General features: G+C 57.7%; 17 protein-coding genes and 1 riboswitch. Of the genes, 10 read left to right on the top strand and 7 right to left on the bottom strand.

The annotated features are described in order from the left end of the window. Nucleotides 1-198 precede the first annotated feature (198 nt). The 3 genes from uvrB to PFY00_RS16385 all read left to right on the top strand — a co-directional run bounded on the left by uvrB (nt 199) and on the right by PFY00_RS16385 (nt 3,377). Nucleotides 199-2,397, top strand: a complete 2,199-nt coding sequence (uvrB, locus tag PFY00_RS16395) for an excinuclease ABC subunit UvrB (RefSeq protein ID WP_271433672.1) — start codon at nt 199-201, stop codon at nt 2,395-2,397. 103 nt (nt 2,398-2,500) lie between these two features. Beyond that, entirely contained in the window at nt 2,501-2,929 is a 429-nt protein-coding gene (locus PFY00_RS16390) for a hypothetical protein (RefSeq protein ID WP_271433671.1), read from the top strand. 37 nt (nt 2,930-2,966) lie between these two features. Then, nucleotides 2,967-3,377, top strand: coding sequence for a hypothetical protein (locus PFY00_RS16385; RefSeq protein WP_271433670.1), 411 nt, complete (start codon nt 2,967-2,969; stop codon nt 3,375-3,377). A 156-nt stretch (nt 3,378-3,533) separates the two neighbouring features. Here the strand turns inward: PFY00_RS16385 and PFY00_RS16380 are convergent, their stop codons facing one another. The 3 genes from PFY00_RS16380 to PFY00_RS16370 form a co-directional block, all read right to left on the bottom strand. Continuing rightward, the gene (locus tag PFY00_RS16380) at nt 3,534-3,794 is read right to left on the bottom strand and encodes a TFIIB-type zinc ribbon-containing protein (RefSeq protein ID WP_271433669.1); all 261 of its coding nucleotides are present in this window, start codon (nt 3,792-3,794) and stop codon (nt 3,534-3,536) included. Between the two features lie 105 nt (nt 3,795-3,899). Continuing rightward, nucleotides 3,900-4,469 (bottom strand): hemerythrin domain-containing protein, encoded by a 570-nt coding sequence (locus PFY00_RS16375; protein ID WP_271433668.1) that lies wholly within the window; start codon nt 4,467-4,469, stop codon nt 3,900-3,902. Nucleotides 4,470-4,528: 59 nt separating this feature from the next. After that, nucleotides 4,529-4,942 (bottom strand): universal stress protein, encoded by a 414-nt coding sequence (locus PFY00_RS16370; protein ID WP_271433667.1) that lies wholly within the window; start codon nt 4,940-4,942, stop codon nt 4,529-4,531. Between the two features lie 227 nt (nt 4,943-5,169). On the opposite strand from PFY00_RS16370, the gene PFY00_RS16365 reads away from it, so the two are divergent. From PFY00_RS16365 to PFY00_RS16355, 3 genes are read left to right on the top strand one after another with little or no spacing between them, the layout of a single operon-like run. Next, nucleotides 5,170-5,877, top strand: a complete 708-nt coding sequence (locus tag PFY00_RS16365) for a DUF484 family protein (protein ID WP_271433666.1) — start codon at nt 5,170-5,172, stop codon at nt 5,875-5,877. Between the two features lie 56 nt (nt 5,878-5,933). Then, on the top strand, nt 5,934-6,860 hold the full coding sequence (locus PFY00_RS16360) for a tyrosine recombinase XerC (protein WP_271433665.1): 927 nt from the start codon (nt 5,934-5,936) through the stop codon (nt 6,858-6,860). Nucleotides 6,861-6,911: 51 nt separating this feature from the next. Beyond that, nucleotides 6,912-7,520: a glutathione S-transferase gene (locus PFY00_RS16355; protein ID WP_271433664.1), complete on the top strand. Its 609-nt coding sequence runs from the start codon at nt 6,912-6,914 to the stop codon at nt 7,518-7,520. Nucleotides 7,521-7,557: 37 nt separating this feature from the next. Here PFY00_RS16355 and PFY00_RS16350 read toward each other — a convergent pair whose 3' ends face one another. Continuing rightward, entirely contained in the window at nt 7,558-8,211 is a 654-nt protein-coding gene (locus tag PFY00_RS16350; protein WP_271433663.1) for an outer membrane protein, read from the bottom strand. 210 nt (nt 8,212-8,421) lie between these two features. Here PFY00_RS16350 and petA point away from each other — a divergent pair, with 210 nt between their 5' ends. From petA to PFY00_RS16335, 3 genes are read left to right on the top strand one after another with little or no spacing between them, the layout of a single operon-like run. After that, entirely contained in the window at nt 8,422-8,985 is a 564-nt protein-coding gene (gene petA, locus PFY00_RS16345; protein WP_271433662.1) for a ubiquinol-cytochrome c reductase iron-sulfur subunit, read from the top strand. Between the two features lie 11 nt (nt 8,986-8,996). Continuing rightward, nucleotides 8,997-10,343, top strand: coding sequence for a cytochrome b (gene petB, locus PFY00_RS16340; protein WP_271433661.1), 1,347 nt, complete (start codon nt 8,997-8,999; stop codon nt 10,341-10,343). Nucleotides 10,344-10,360: 17 nt separating this feature from the next. After that, nucleotides 10,361-11,152: a cytochrome c1 gene (locus tag PFY00_RS16335; RefSeq protein ID WP_271433660.1), complete on the top strand. Its 792-nt coding sequence runs from the start codon at nt 10,361-10,363 to the stop codon at nt 11,150-11,152. An 83-nt stretch (nt 11,153-11,235) separates the two neighbouring features. Here the strand turns inward: PFY00_RS16335 and PFY00_RS16330 are convergent, their stop codons facing one another. Genes PFY00_RS16330 through PFY00_RS16320 form a run of 3 tightly spaced genes read right to left on the bottom strand, consistent with a single transcriptional unit; the run spans nt 11,236 to nt 14,412 of the window. Beyond that, nucleotides 11,236-11,940, bottom strand: coding sequence for a thiamine ABC transporter ATP-binding protein (locus PFY00_RS16330; protein WP_271433659.1), 705 nt, complete (start codon nt 11,938-11,940; stop codon nt 11,236-11,238). Then, nucleotides 11,927-13,438 carry a thiamine/thiamine pyrophosphate ABC transporter permease ThiP gene (locus tag PFY00_RS16325; protein ID WP_271433658.1) on the bottom strand — a complete coding sequence of 504 codons (1,512 nt, stop codon included), beginning with the start codon at nt 13,436-13,438 and terminating at the stop codon, nt 11,927-11,929. Before PFY00_RS16325 ends, PFY00_RS16330 begins: the two co-directional genes overlap by 14 nt. After that, nucleotides 13,414-14,412, bottom strand: a complete 999-nt coding sequence (locus PFY00_RS16320) for a thiamine ABC transporter substrate-binding protein (RefSeq protein ID WP_408648475.1) — start codon at nt 14,410-14,412, stop codon at nt 13,414-13,416. The genes PFY00_RS16325 and PFY00_RS16320 overlap by 25 nt, the downstream gene beginning before the upstream one ends. 38 nt (nt 14,413-14,450) lie before the next feature. After that, a riboswitch (TPP riboswitch) is annotated at nt 14,451-14,561 on the bottom strand. A gap of 100 nt (nt 14,562-14,661) precedes the next feature. On the opposite strand from PFY00_RS16320, the gene aroC reads away from it, so the two are divergent. Then, nucleotides 14,662-15,762, top strand: coding sequence for a chorismate synthase (gene aroC / locus PFY00_RS16315; protein ID WP_271433657.1), 1,101 nt, complete (start codon nt 14,662-14,664; stop codon nt 15,760-15,762). The last annotated feature ends 27 nt before the right edge of the window (nt 15,763-15,789 follow it).

The following is a 15,789-nucleotide window of genomic DNA, read 5'->3' as shown; positions in this document are numbered from 1 at the left end:
GAACCGCGGGGAGCGAGGGGTAGGTGTGTGCGGCCCCGGAAACGTTACCGATTGCCCGCTTGCCCAGAAAAGCTATCTCGCGAATGCTCTTTTCCGAAGCGTTTTCTTGATCAGTACTTGGTCAGGCCGTGTGCGAACCGCCCTTGAAACTTTCCGCCCGGCATACAATTCTTGTTTTGTTCCACACAAAGGTTAGCCATGCCCTACGCCCACTCAGACAAATCAGACGTTGTGCTGCACGCCGCAGCGCCAGACGTTGCCGTGCGCGAAAAGCTGGAAGGCGGCAAACGCTTTGTCATGCAAACCGAATTTTCGCCTGCCGGTGATCAGCCGACAGCAATCAAAGAATTGACTAGCGGCGTGATGGACGGCGAGCAGAATCTGGTTTTGCTGGGCGCAACAGGTACGGGCAAAACCTTTACGATGGCCAAGGTCATTGAGCAAACCCAACGCCCAGCCATCATTCTGGCCCCAAACAAGACACTGGCAGCCCAGCTTTATGGTGAATTCAAAGGGTTCTTCCCAGACAACGCGGTCGAGTATTTTGTCAGCTACTATGACTACTACCAGCCCGAAGCCTATGTCCCGCGCAGCGACACCTACATCGAAAAAGAAAGCCAGATTAACGAGCAAATCGACCGGATGCGCCATTCGGCCACGCGGGCGCTGCTGGAACGGGACGATGTGATTATCGTTGCGTCGGTATCATGTATTTACGGTATCGGATCCGTCGAAACTTACGGCGCCATGACTCAGGATCTGCACGTCGGCAAGGAATACGACCAGCGCAAGGTCATGGCCGATCTGGTTGCCCAACAGTACCGCCGAAACGATCAAGCCTTTCAACGGGGGTCATTCCGGGTTCGCGGTGACAGCCTGGAGATTTTCCCGGCCCACCTAGAGGATCGCGCGTGGAAGCTTTCGTTTTTTGGCGAAGAACTGGAGAGCATCACCGAATTCGATCCCTTGACCGGTGAGAAAACCGGAACTTTTGAACGCATCAGGGTTTACGCCAATTCGCACTACGTCACGCCAAAGCCCACGATGAATCAGGCCGTTATCGAGATCAAAAAGGAATTGCGGACGCGGCTGGACCAGCTAGTCGGAGATGGAAAGCTGCTGGAAGCGCAACGGCTCGAGCAGCGAACCAATTTCGACATTGAGATGCTGGAAGCAACCGGTGTGTGCAACGGGATTGAAAACTATTCACGCTACCTGACCGGCCGCGCCCCGGGAGAGCCGCCCCCTACCCTGTTCGAATTCATCCCCGACAACGCAATCGTTTTTGCCGATGAATCCCACGTCTCGGTTCCACAGATCGGCGCTATGTACAAAGGTGACTATCGACGCAAATTCACTTTGGCTGAGCATGGCTTTCGCCTGCCCTCGTGTATGGACAACCGCCCCCTCAAATTCGAGGAATGGGATGCCATGCGGCCGCAGTCAGTGTTTGTTTCGGCCACGCCTGCATCGTGGGAAATGGAACAATCCGGCGGCGTTTTCACCGAACAGGTGATCCGCCCGACGGGTTTGCTGGATCCCGAGGTGGAAATCCGTCCAGTCGATATGCAGGTAGACGATCTTTTGGACGAAGTACGCCGTGTGACGGCCGATGGATACAGAACGCTCTGCACCACGCTGACCAAACGCATGGCCGAGGATTTGACCGAGTACATGCATGAACAGGGCATCAAGGTCCGCTACATGCACTCGGATATCGACACGATAGAACGCATCGAAATCCTGCGCGATTTGCGTCTGGGTGCTTTCGATGTGCTGATCGGCATTAACCTCTTGCGGGAAGGTCTCGATATTCCGGAATGCGGTCTGGTGGCCATTCTGGACGCTGACAAAGAAGGGTTCCTGCGGTCCGAGACCTCGTTGGTTCAGACCATTGGACGTGCGGCGCGAAACGCTGACGGCAGGGTAATAATGTACGCTGATCGTGTCACCGGCTCGATGGAACGCGCTCTGAACGAAACCAACCGCCGCCGTGTCAAACAGATCGCCTACAACGAAGAACACGGGATCACGCCGGAAACTGTCAAAAAGAACGTCGAGGATATTCTTGCCGGTCTGTATCAGGGCGACGTGGACATGAACCGCGTCACCGCAAAGATCGACGACAAGATGGCCGGCTCGAACCTTCAGGCGGTGTTGGATGGACTGCGTGCAGATATGCGCAAAGCCGCTGAAAACCTTGAGTTCGAAGAAGCGGCGCGCCTGCGCGACGAAGTCAAACGTCTCGAAGCTGTAGACATGGCCGTTGCAGATGATCCTTTGGCGCGTCAGCAGGCCGTGCAGAAGGCATCGGATGAAGCGGTCAAAGCAAAAGGCCGCTCTACCGGTGGGCGTCCCGGTCAAAGGGGCGGCAACGTAAAACGGCGCGGACGCTGATCTGCGGCCCTATTCATCAATGCTGCAAAAGGTCATGAATAGCTGGCTTGGCAACTGCGCCTTGGCTGCGCATCCTGTTGGTGACTAACCGAAAGGAAAACCCATGCGCGCCCTGCTGATCACTCTTTGTTTGTTTGCTGCCCCTGTCCACGCATGGGATGAACCTGCGCGCGGCAGCCAAACGCGCAGCGATATGCTCAGCGCTATTCGCCCACATATTGAATGGGCCTTGGGGGCGCCGGTTCAATTCGTTGTGTCCGATTTGCGTGTATCGGGAAATGTCGGTTTTGCCAGCGTGACGGCGCAGCGACCCGGTGGCGGCGCAATCGATCTGTATGCAACGCCCGCATACCAAAGAGGCGAGTTCGATCCAGAGATGAGCGACGGCGCAAGCATTCAGGCCTTGCTTCAAAAATCGGGCGACGTCTGGGTCGCGACGCATCATGCCATTGGCGCAACAGATGTCTGGTATTCTTGGGATGGCTTTTGTCCGATCTGGCAACCCGTTCTGTCAGAGATTTGCAGCAATTGAATCTCGACATAGCGCGCGGTGACACTAGGTTTCGCCCATGCGCTATTTCATTTTGCTAAGCTGCCTTGCGACCCCATTGACTGCATGGGAATTCACACCGACGCCAATTTGCACAATACGCCATGACGCCGAACCAAAGGTCGAAGTCACCTTTGACGGCACAATCTATGCAATCCATCTGACCCGCCCAGAAGGCTGGGAGGAGGCTGAAGTGTTTTCCATGCGCTTCGAGGGGCCAAATGGACTGACCATTTCTACAACCCGGCATCGCGTCGAAGGAACCAGATTAACCGTTGAAGACACCGGCTTTGGAAATGTTCTGAACGGCCTGCAGCTCAACGCCACTGCCACCGCAAGTGTTGGGGCCACGTCGGTCGCAATCGATCTCGAAGGCGCGGCCCCAGTGGTCGCAGAATTTCGCCAATGCGAAGTCCAGCCACTGGCATGACCGCGCCGGGGATTAGGGTTGCTCTGAAAATGCGCTAGAGACGAGATGTAACGAGTAAGGACCTAGAGATGCGACTGATTGCAATGATCCTGGCACTGACCGCTCTGACTGGATGCGGCGTACCGTTTGTGCCGTTCATCTGACCGACACCCGACTTTAGAAATCAAAGATATCGTCGAGCACGTCCAAGAAGCCGCCTTTTTTCTTTCCGCGTCTTCCACGATCCTCGTCATCGTAGTCTGCCCGACCTCTTGGGTCTCGGGCCTGTGGCTGTTCCGCATAGGAGCCTGCCCGCTCTATGATCTTGTCCAACTCACCCCGGTCTAGCCAAACACCGCGGCACGTCGGGCAATAATCAATTTCAACACCGGATCTGTCAGCAATTACGAGCGGCGTGCCATCTACAGGGCATTTCATCTGGCTCAACTCCTTTTGGTTTCACTCATTAGATAGGTGCTCGACCGAAGATCGCAGCCCCTTGGGCACTGGTTTTCGCACCTTTTGCGGGATTTGTAAGCTGCCCTAGTGCAGGTTGTCGGGTCCATGCTTCAAGATCACCGGGACAATCAGGTCTTCTTCGTCTTCCAGATGCCGATGCAAGAGAGATTGGAACGACAACAGTTCACTATGGAAAGCGCCCGCCTCTCCGGTGCCCTGCAAAACCGCGTTTGCGCTTTCGGTGAACCGGTTCAGCAATCCATCCATCGCATGGTGGTCCTGATCGAGAATTTTAAACCCCCGGTCTAAGGTCTGTTCTCGCCTTGCCAGAACGGGAAAGTAGTGCGCGTCTTCGATCTGGTGATGTCCGTGCAGTTGCGACACGAGCATACCGCCAAAACGTGACAACCGCGAAAAATGCGTTTGTGGGTCCAGCCTTTTGTCCACTGCTGCTTCTGCGTCGCTGCGCAGGGTGTCTGTCAGGCGGCGGAACATGACGTGCCGGTCAAGCCAGAACGCTACCAACCCGGCAAAGTTCGAGTGATTTTCCCAGCTGTCGCGCGGGTAGCTTTCCAACAAAATCCGCAATGCATCCGGCAATCCCTGTCGTGTCGCCAGCGCAAGCGCAGCCGGATCCTTTTGGCTTTGGGTCATGTCGGCCCCTCCTGAATGGGCAGGTGGGTCAACACGATCCCAAAGTCAATGTGCAGAACTCAACGAATGACGTGCACCGAACAGGCCGCGTGCCGGACCACTTGGCTTGCCGTCGAACCCAAAAGCAAATCCTGCATGCCCGGACGATGCGACGCGATCACAATCAGATCGTTTCCGTTCTCTTGTGCGTAGTCCAAAATCGTCCGACCGGAATGCCCGTCAACGACGCAGGCACGCGCGCCGGGAATCGTGGCGGCCAATCCTTCCAATTCGCTCAGAACCGCTGCGCGGGACTCTGCGATATAGTCTTTGGGAAGATAACTAACGGCGTAGCCGGGAATCTGCTCGATGACGTGCATGACCGTGATCCGTGCATCCTCTGCAGCAAGCGCCCGCGCTGCATCCAAGGCCGCCTTGATCTTTGCGTCTGCGTCTTCATCAAACGCCACTGGAACCAGAATTTCACTATACATGATCGTTCTCCTCCTTGATTTACACCTCCATTGTCGCCGTTCTTTCAGCACCCCGCTTTGATGCACATCAGAGTTTTCCCGCAGTGATGCATAACTGAATCCAGCAGGCATTGGTTCAGGCCTGAAGGGCGGAAATCCTTGACAGCCAAAGGCGCCAGCGGGCAAACAGGGTGCAACAAAACACAGACCGCCAAACGTGCGGCCATTCTGAGCAGTCCGGGACCACCATGACCAATACCCAGAGAATCGAGGATTCCCTCCGCGAAACCATTATTTCGCGCCCTGACATGATTCTGGACGACAAGGATCTGATGCAGGCCCTCATTGCAGCCAACGAACGCTCAATGGGCGGCAACATCGTTGATCTGCGCGGCATTGCCATGGAGCGGCTGGAAGCCCGGCTTGACCGGCTCGAAGACACGCATCGATCCGTGATCGCCGCAGCCTATGAAAACCTGGCCGGCACCAATCAGATCCATCGCGCAATTCTGCGTATGCTCGACCCAGTCGAGTTCGAGTACTTTCTGCGCGATCTGGGTGGAGACGTAGCGCAGGTCTTGCGGGTCGACGTAATCAAACTGGTTTTGGAGTCGTCCTCCAATGACGAGGACCCGGCTGTCAAAAAACTGGGCGATGTGCTGTCGGTGGCTGAACCGGGTTTCGTGGACAGCTATATCAACGATGGACGCGAAGCGCCTATGCGACCGGTTACACTGCGCCAGCTTCAGATTGGCGATCCCCGCATCTATGGCGACAAGGCGGAATGGATCAAATCCGAAGCATGTCTGAAACTTGACTTCGGCCCAGGCCGTCAGCCCGGCTTGCTGGTGATGGGGTCCGAGGACCCCCATCAGTTCACAGCCCAACAGGGCACGGATCTTCTGGCCTTTTTTGGCGGCGTTTTCGAACGGGCAATGCGCCGTTGGCTTAGCTGACACGTGTCGGTGCAACACCAGAGCCGGACATTTTGCCCGTGCATCGGTGATTGGTCATGAGCATCGGGATATCACCGGCTGCAGGAGAGGCGCTTGCTGACTGGCTGGAAGCGTCAAGGGCGCTCAAATCCGCATCCGACAACACAATCACGGCCTATCGGGCAGATGTTCTGGATTTCATCGCATTTCTGACTGCGCATCACGCAGAACCTCAGGGCCTTGCACCCCTGTCTCGAGTGACCACCACTGACATGCGGTCCTGGATGGCGCATTTGCGAAATGACGGCTGTGCCCCTCGGTCCATGGCGCGCAAACTTTCAGCTGTCAAAAGCTTTTACCGCTGGCTTTCGGAACGCGAAGGCTTTGAACCCACCGCGGTGCTGTCCGCCCGAGCGCCCAAGTTTCAAAAGAAGCTTCCGCGCCCTCTGACCGAAGAGGCAGCCCGGGCGATGATCGACACAGTAGAGCTGCAATCTTCTGACGGATGGATCGGGGCGCGGGACGCCGCAGTCATTACGCTGCTCTATGGATGCGGGCTGCGCATATCTGAAGCTTTGGGCCTTTGCGGCCGTGATTTGCCAATCGGCCAAACACTTCGCATTCTTGGCAAGGGCCGCAAAGAGCGGATCGTGCCGGTCCTTCCTGTCGCCCAGTCGGCGGTGCAAAACTATTTGCAGCTGTGCCCCTACGATCAGGAAGCCGATGTTCCCATCTTCAGGGGTGCGCGCGGCGGGCCATTGAACCCGCGGCTGATCCAGAAAGTGACCGAAAAAGCGCGTATGCAACTCGGGCTCCCCGCGACAGCGACACCGCATGCCATGCGCCACAGCTTTGCGACCCATTTGCTCGCGGCGGGTGGGGATTTGCGCGCAATCCAAGAGCTTTTGGGGCATTCGTCGCTTTCCACGACGCAGGCCTATACGTCCGTGGACGAAGTGCATCTGATGAAAGTCTACGATGCGACCCATCCAAAAGCTGGCTGACAGCGGTTTTCTGTGCATTGATTGCCAGACATCATCTCAGGGAAGATTGCCATGAAACTCCACTACAGCCCCACTTCGCCCTACGTGCGCAAAGTCATGATGATCCTGCATGAGACCGATCAACTGGCCGACGTAGATTTGGCCGACGCTTCGGGGACACCGCTGGCACCGGCAGACGGGCTGGCCTCGGCCAACCCTCTGACCAAGGTACCCGCCCTTGAACGCCCCGATGGATGCACGCTGTTCGACAGCCGGGTCATTTGCCAGTTTCTCGACGCACGGTCGGGTGCCGGACTTTACCCCGATGGCGCGCGCCGTTGGGAAGTCATGACACTGGAGGCATTGGCAGATGGTATTCTGGATGCCGCGCTTTTGATGACCTACGAGGTCAGATTGCGCCCGGAAGACCGCCAAATGCCTGCTTTCGTCGACTCGCAATGGGACAAGATTGCCCGCGCCTGTTCTGCGATCAACACCCGGTGGATGGCGCATTTGGCCGGACCACTGGACGCATCGCACATCGCAGTTGGTTGCGCTTTGGGATACGTCGATTTCCGCCATGACGCACGGGGCTGGAGAAACGGAAACGATGCACTGGCGGCATGGTACTCCGAATTCAGCGCAAGGGACTCCATGCAGGCGACGCAGCCCCCCGCTTGACACGCAAGCAGGAGGCGGCAGTCGTCATCAGGATGGATCAGAAGTTAAGCGAAAGGCCGAAGTTCAACGCGTTGGTTTTGATTTCGGTCTTCAGCGAACCGCCACCGTCCAATTCCGCTTCGTTGTTGGAATAGGTGAACTGGTATTCTCCAAAGATCGAGAATCGGTCGCTGAGCGGATAGCTCATACCAGCCGTCAATCGGGCCGCCGGACCGGTGACCTGATACCCAAAGGTGGTCGAACCCGACGCAGGATGAATCACATCGACGTGCGGAATGGCAACACCCAAGCCGCCACCGACATATGGGGTAATGTTGCCCCACTGATCGGGCCAGCGGTACATTGCGTTGACTGTCAGCACGTTGTGACCGTCAGTGAATTCCATGTCAGAAAAACCCAAGGCGGTTTTTTCCGCGTCGCGCGCATAGACCTTGGCATGAGTGAATTCGACGCCAAAACCCAAACGCTCAGTGCGCCACCAAGTACCGCGAATCCCGTAATAGGGCGGATTTTCAAAGGATTTTCCGTCCCAACCCATCAGGGCATTGTATGATCCCCCGCCCGGATAGTCCCCGGACACACGGCTGTGAGGCGCAGTTTGCCACCCAGTGTAGAACGAGAATTCCATCTCGGCACTGGCAGGCGAAACAAAGCCCAATACGGCTGCAACTGTTAGAATCAGTCGGGTCATGACTGCTCTCCCTTAGGTCAGGCCTCACATAAGCACTCAGACACCCCGGTTTCAACCGCGACACTTCCGCGCTAATCGCTTTGTTGTCGCGATGTGCGCTGGACGCCTCAAAGGTAGCCCGCTACATACCCGCTCGGTATGGCCGCAGCACGCGCGGCTGAGGAGAAAGTGAGGCTGATTCTGTCAGCCTGGAGCAATGGAGAAAACCTCGTGTCCCACGCAGACGATCACGAAGGAACCCGGAGGGATTTCCTCTACTATGCCACCGCGGGCGCCGGCGCTGTTACAGCAGGCGCGGCTGTGTGGCCTCTGGTCAATCAAATGAACCCCTCGGCTGACGTTCTGGCCCTGTCGACCATTCGTGTCGACGTGTCCGATGTCGCTGAAGGCACCCAGCTGACCGTGAAATGGCTGGGCAAGCCGGTCTTTATCCGTCGTCGGACGCCGGAAGAGATCGAAGAAGCACGCGCTGTCGAAATGGGCGATCTGCCTGACCCGATCGCACGGAACGAAAACCTCGACGGCGCAGCCGACGCGGAAGACCAGAACCGGACCATGGATGAAAACGGTGAATGGCTCGTCATGATGGGCGTCTGCACCCACTTGGGTTGCGTTCCACTGGGCGACGGCGCCGGTGAATACAATGGTTGGTTCTGCCCCTGCCACGGTTCGCACTACGACACCGCTGGCCGGATCCGCAAAGGGCCTGCACCGACAAACCTGCCGGTTCCACCGGCTGAGTTCGTCGACGAAACAACAATCCTGCTGGGATAAGGAGCTAAAACATGGCTGGTATTCCGCACGACCATTACGAACCAAAGTCAAACGGCGAAAAGTGGCTGCACAAGCGCCTGCCCATCGTGGGCCTGCTGTACGACACAATCATGATCCCTACACCCAAGAACCTGAACTGGATGTGGATCTGGGGCATTGTCCTGACCTTCTGTCTCGCTTTGCAGATCATCACGGGCATCGTGCTTGTCATGCACTACACCCCACATGTTGATCTGGCCTTTGCCAGCGTTGAGCACATCATGCGCAACGTAAACGGCGGCGCGATGCTGCGTTATCTGCACATGAACGGCGCGTCGCTGTTCTTTGTTGCGGTCTATGCGCATATCTTCCGCGGCCTGTACTACGGCTCATACAAAGCCCCGCGTGAGATCACGTGGATCATCGGCATGCTGATTTACCTGATGATGATGGGCACAGCCTTCATGGGCTACGTTCTGCCTTGGGGTCAGATGTCCTTCTGGGGCGCAACCGTGATCACCGGCCTGTTTGGCGCGATCCCCTTTGTAGGCGAGTCGCTGCAGACATGGCTGCTGGGCGGACCTGCCGTGGACAACGCCACGCTGAACCGCTTCTTCTCGCTGCACTATCTGCTGCCCTTCGTGATTGCAGGCCTCGTTGCCGTGCATATCTGGGCATTCCACACCACGGGCAACAACAACCCCACCGGTGTTGAAGTGCGCCGCACATCGAAGGCGGATGCCGAAAAGGACACCGTTCCTTTCTGGCCCTACTTTGTGATCAAGGACCTGTTCGCGCTGGCCGTGATCCTGCTGGTCTTCTTTGCAATCGTCGGCTTCATGCCCAACTACTTGGGCCACCCCGACAACTACATCGAAGCCAACCCGCTGGCGACGCCCGCGCACATCGTTCCTGAATGGTACTTCCTGCCCTTCTACGCGATCCTGCGTGCGTTCACTGCGGATGTTTGGGTCGTTATCATTGCGGAAACGCTGACCGGCGGCATCATCGACGCCAAGTTCTTTGGCGTGCTGGCGATGTTCGGTTCGATTGCCGTGATGGCGCTGGCGCCATGGCTGGACACATCCTCCGTTCGCTCGGGCCGCTATCGTCCAATGTTCAAGTGGTGGTTCTGGCTGCTGGTTATCGATTTCTTCGTGCTGATGTGGCTCGGTGCCATGCCCGCAGAAGAGCCCTATGCGACCTTCTCGCTGATCGCATCGGCCTATTGGTTCGCCTACTTCCTGGTGATCCTGCCGCTGCTGGGTGTCATCGAAAAGCCGCTGCCGCAGCCCGAAACCATCGAGGCCGACTTCGACGCGCACTACCCGCCGAAGGATGACGCCAAGGGCGCAACTGCCGCGACACCGGCAGAGTAAGAAAAGGACCGTTCGAGATGATCAAGAAACTTACCCTCTCGGCCCTGACGGCCCTGACCTTCACAGCTGGCGGTGCATTTGCCGCCGGCGGTGCTGGCCATGTCGAGGACTTCCAGTTCTCGTTTGAAGGCCCGTTCGGAACCTATGACCAAATGCAGCTGCAGCGCGGCCTCAAGGTGTACACCGAGGTTTGCTCTTCGTGCCACGGTCTGAAGTATGTCCCACTGCGTGCGCTGGAAGGCGACGGCGGTGTTGGCTGGTCCGAAGCACAGGTTCGCGCCTACGCCGAACAGACCTTTGAGATCTACGACGAAGAGCTGGAGGATTTCCGCCCTGCTCGTCCCGTTGATCACTTCCCGGCAAACACCGGTGCTGGCGCACCTGACTTGTCCTTGATGGCCAAGGCGCGCGCTGGTTTCCACGGGCCATATGGTCTGGGTCTGAACCAGCTCTTCAAAGGCATGGGCGGCGCAGAGTACATCGCATCTCTGCTGACCGGCTATACCGGCGAAGAAAAAGAAGAAGCGGGCACCATCCTGTATGAGAACAAAGCCTTCCCAGGCGGTTGGATCTCGATGGCACCGCCTCTTTACGGTGAAGACGTCGATTTCGACGACGGCCACAGCAATGACCTGCACCACGAAGCAGAAGACCTCGCGGCCTTCCTGATGTGGGCAGCAGAACCCAAGCTGACAGCCCGGAAAGAAGCAGGCTTTATCGGCGTGCTGTTCCTGGCAGTTCTGTCCGTCCTGCTCTACCTGACAAACAAGCGCATTTGGGCACCGATCAAGCGTAAAGACACAGCCTGATCTGTCGACATACCAAAAAGCAAAAGCCCCGCCATTGAGCGGGGCTTTTCATTTTTGAGGTTGGCAAATGCGATTACCCCGGATCAGTCTTCGGTCCCAAGATAGGCCCGCATCGCTTTTGGTGGATTGTCCAGAATGGACTGCGTTTCAACGGGCGGCAGCGCATTGCCATCCGCCACCAGAACCACCTGTTCAGCAAAGGCCCGCGCATCCTTTGGATCATGCGTCACCATCAGCGTCAGCGCGCCCAGACGGCCAGCAACATCTTTTACCAGTTCCAGCATCTCGGTTTTCATAGCAGGTCCAAGCGCAGCAAACGGTTCATCCAGAAGCAGGATCGGGCGCGCTTGCAACAGCACACGCGCCAAGGCAGCGCGACTCTGCTGGCCCCCGGACAAGGTGCCCGGTTTGCGGTTTTCCATGCCACCCAAACCAACCTGCCCCAAAGCGCCAATCAACCTGTCGGTTTGTGCAGAAGATAAACGGCCACCATCCGGGCGCAGCGCCAACCCGAGGTTCCGGCGCAAATCAAGATGCGGGAACAGATTGCCATCCTGAAACAGGATGGACACCGGACGCGCGGAGGGTGGCTCGGAGCTCATGTCAGATTTGTTCCAGTGCACTGCACCGGATGCCAGCGGGCGAAACCCTGCAATCGCATCCAGAAGCGTGGATTTGCCCGCACCCGAGGGGCCCAGCACGGCGACCCGAGCGCCTGGCTGCAAATCAAAACTGGCATTCAGAAACCGGTCATCCATGGCAATGGATGCGTTTTCAAGACGTAGCATTGGCGCGGCCTCCGCGATCAAAAATCCAGAACAGTGCGAAACTGAGCATGAGAAGCAACAGCGCCGCACCTGCCGCTTCCTCCATCTGATAACTGCCCATCAGCCGGTAAACCTGCAATGGCAAGGTGGTGCGATCGGGGTCGGCGAACAGTGCAATGACCCCAAGATCCCCCATCGCCAATGCCGCCGTAAGACCCGCAGCAAAGCCCAAGGGCCGCCGCAGTCTTGGCAGATAAACCAGTCGAAACCACGCCAGCGGCGTCATGCGCAGAGTGGCCCTGAGACGGCCAAAATCCTGTGTCAGGGCTTCGGCCTCTGGCCGCAGGATGCGCAGTGCAAACGGCAGAGCCATGAGCGCATTGACCAAGGCAGTCACTGGCAAAGCCATTGCGAATGGATTGACGAAAGGTCTGAGCATCAGAAAAAGCCCGGTGCCAAGAACCAGCGAAGACACCGAAATCGCACAAAGCGACAACAGCTCACCTCTGCGTGTGGCCAATGGCAATGCCCAGAGCAGACAGAGCGCAGTCGATACCAAAGCGACACCGATCGAATGCAGTGCCGCCTGCAGCGTGCCTCCGGACAGCATCGGTAATCCCGGTAGGCCGCGCAGGATGACCATCCCAAGGGGCACCAGCAAAAACGCAGCCGCCGCGAGGATGACCAGCGTATCCAGCGCTTTCCGGCCACGGCTATCCCAGCGCGGCACCACACGCCCGCGCCCAATGCCAAAGCCTTGTCCCAACGAAACCCGCAACGCGACGACCCCTGCACCCAACCCCAGCGCAAGCTGGACAAGCCCCAATGCCGCGGCACGACCAAGATCGAAATCGAAACGCATGGCCTGGTAGATTGCCAGTTCAACAGTGGTGGCCCGTGGACCGCCACCCAATGTCAGCGCAACGGCAAAACTGGTCAGGCAAATCACGAAGATGATCGCGAAGGCACCCGGCAGAATGCGTACCACCAAGGGCCATTCCAGAATTTTGAAATACGCCCATCTGCCAAGCCCGAGAGATGCGGCCAAACGAAACCGTTCGTCCGGAATCGCAAGCCATGCCTGCAACAGCATGCGGGTTGCCAAGGGTAAATTGAAAAACACATGGGCCAGAACCACTCCGTGTAACCCGTAGACATCCAGCTTTGGCAAACCAATAGCGCCCAACAACTGGTTCAGGATGCCCGACTGACCAAAAACCGCCAACAGACCCAGAATTGCGACGATGACAGGAAGGATGAACGGAGCCCCAAGAAGGGAAATCAAAAGACCGCGGCCACGGAAATTCTGGCGTGCCAGTGCGCGGGCCAGAGGCACCGCCAGCAATACACTTGTACCCGCCGACAAAAAGGCCTGCCAAAGCGTAAAGCGGATTGCCTGATAATCGCCAGCCCCAAGCGCGGCCAAGCCGTTGGCCCGTGCCAGAACGGCAGCAACTGGCCCCAGCGTCAAAAGCGCCAGGGCCAGTCCAGCTATTATTGCGACAACGCGCGGCGCCATGCTTCGATTGCCTCGTCGCGCAGTGCGGCGGCTTCGTCCTCTGAATAGAAGAGCACCTTTTCAGGCAGATCGAGTTGCTGGAAACCTTCAGGCCAGCCGGATTTGTCCAAAGCAGCCGGGATCGACCAGTTGCCGGTCGCGATCATCGACTGGAAATCTGTGGACAGGATGAACGACAGAAACTCGTCCGCCAGTTCAGGCTGATCGGTTCCGGCCAGTTTCGCCGCCAGTTCAACCATGAAATAGTGGCCTTCGGGGAAGATCGCTGCTTTCTTGGTCAGGTCTTCTTCGGCAATAATGTGATAGGCAGGCGACGTGGTGTAGCTGAGCACCATATCCGCTTCGCCATCTGTGAACAGCCCATAGCTTTCCGACCAACCGCGCGTGACGGTCACGATTTTGGGCGCCAGCTTTTCCCAAGCGGCCTGCGCTTCGTCGCCATAGACGGATTGAACCCAAAGCACCAATGCCAGACCCGAGATCGAGCTGCGCGGATCCTGAATTACCAGACGCAGATCGTCGGGTGCATCGAGCAACGCATCAAAGCTGGCTGGCGCCTCGGCGAGTTTCTCGGTGTTATAGATGAATGCAGTATGCCCGTAGTTGAAGGGCAGGAAGGTATCGTCGGTCCAATCCAACGGCAGTGTCAGCGGCGACAAATCCTGCCCATGCGGGCCAAAGAGACCGGATTCGCGGGCTTTCTTTGTGACATCGGTGTTCAGACCAATCACAACGTCGGCTTCCGTGCGATCGCCCTCCAGCAAAACGCGGGGCAGCAGATCGCCGGGCTTGAACTGCAGATCGCATTCACAGCGCGCTTCAAAGAGTTCTTCGATCTTGGGGCCCGGGCCCCACTCGGATACGAAATAGTCAGGGGCATAGACTGTCAGCACGGGTGTTTCTGCCGCCGAGGCAGTTGCAAACATGCCTGCGACAAGGGTGCCCGCTGCAAGGTTAAAGGCTTTCATCAGCATCTCCATTCTTGCGACGGATGGGCAAGATCGGCTTGCGGGATGCGATGCCGTACCTTCCCTCCGCCGGTGTTAACCGGTTCAGGTTCAACGGGTTGATGCGCTCACGCAAATCTCAGCTGGATCAGGCTCCAGCACCCCGAGGTGCGGCAAGACTTAGACCTCAACCCGGTTCGCATCAAGCAAAATAACGCGCGCCCTCTTGAGGCCCCGCGCCCTGTGCCCTAGGACAATCGCAAAGGAGAAGCGCGCATGAGCCTCAACAGTTTTGGACATCTGTTTCGTGTGACCACGTGGGGCGAAAGCCACGGGCCTGCCTTGGGCGCTACTGTCGACGGCTGCCCTCCGGGCGTCGACATTGACGAGAGCGCGATTCAACAATGGCTGGACAAACGCAAACCCGGACAAAACAAATACACAACGCAGCGCCGCGAACCGGATGCTGTGCGAATTCTTTCGGGTGTCTTTGAGGGCAAGACCACCGGAACGCCAGTGCAGCTGATGATCGAGAATACTGATCAACGTTCCAAAGACTATGGCGACATCGCCGAGAAATTCCGCCCCGGTCACGCCGACATCACTTACTGGCAGAAGTACGGCATTCGGGACTATCGCGGCGGCGGTCGTTCTTCGGCCCGTGAAACCGCTGCGCGGGTTGCAGCGGGTGGCCTTGCACGTGCGGCACTGGGTGTTCTTGCGCCGACCATCCAGATCGAAGGATACATGGTGCAGATGGGATCGCATCGGGCCGATCCAGCCAAGTACGATATGGCGGAAATCCCACGCAATCCGTTCTGGTGCCCCGATGCGCAAGCCGCATCGGACTGGGCCGATTATCTCGATCGTCTCCGTAAATCGGGTGAAAGCGTTGGCGCCGTGATCGAAGTTGTCGCGCGCGGTGTGCCTGCCGGTTTGGGTGCGCCCATCTATGGGAAACTGGATACCGATCTGGCCTCTGCGATGATGAGCATAAACGCCGTCAAAGGCGTCGAGATCGGGGACGGCATGGCTGCAGCCGCGTTGACCGGCACAGAAAACGCCGACGAAATTCGGATGGGTCCGGATGGCCCTGTCTACGGATCAAACCATGCTGGTGGCATTTTGGGCGGCATCTCGACCGGTCAGGATCTTGTTGTCCGGTTCGCTGTCAAACCAACGTCATCGATCCTCAGCACCCGTCAGACCATCACGAAATCCGGCGAAGAAACCGAGATTATCACAAAGGGTCGCCATGATCCCTGCGTCGGCATTCGCGCCGTACCGGTTGGCGAAGCCATGATGGCCTGTGTTGTGCTGGATCACCTGCTGCTGCATCGCGGTCAGATTGGCGACGCCGGCGGCCAGATCGGCTAGGCTTGCCCGCCCGGCCTGACATTTGCC

Origin of the sequence: Thalassococcus lentus (assembly GCF_028023555.1) — a bacterium.
In the GTDB taxonomy this organism is placed as follows: domain Bacteria; phylum Pseudomonadota; class Alphaproteobacteria; order Rhodobacterales; family Rhodobacteraceae; genus Thalassococcus_A; species Thalassococcus_A lentus.
This window is presented reverse-complemented; position numbering and strand designations above follow the sequence as displayed.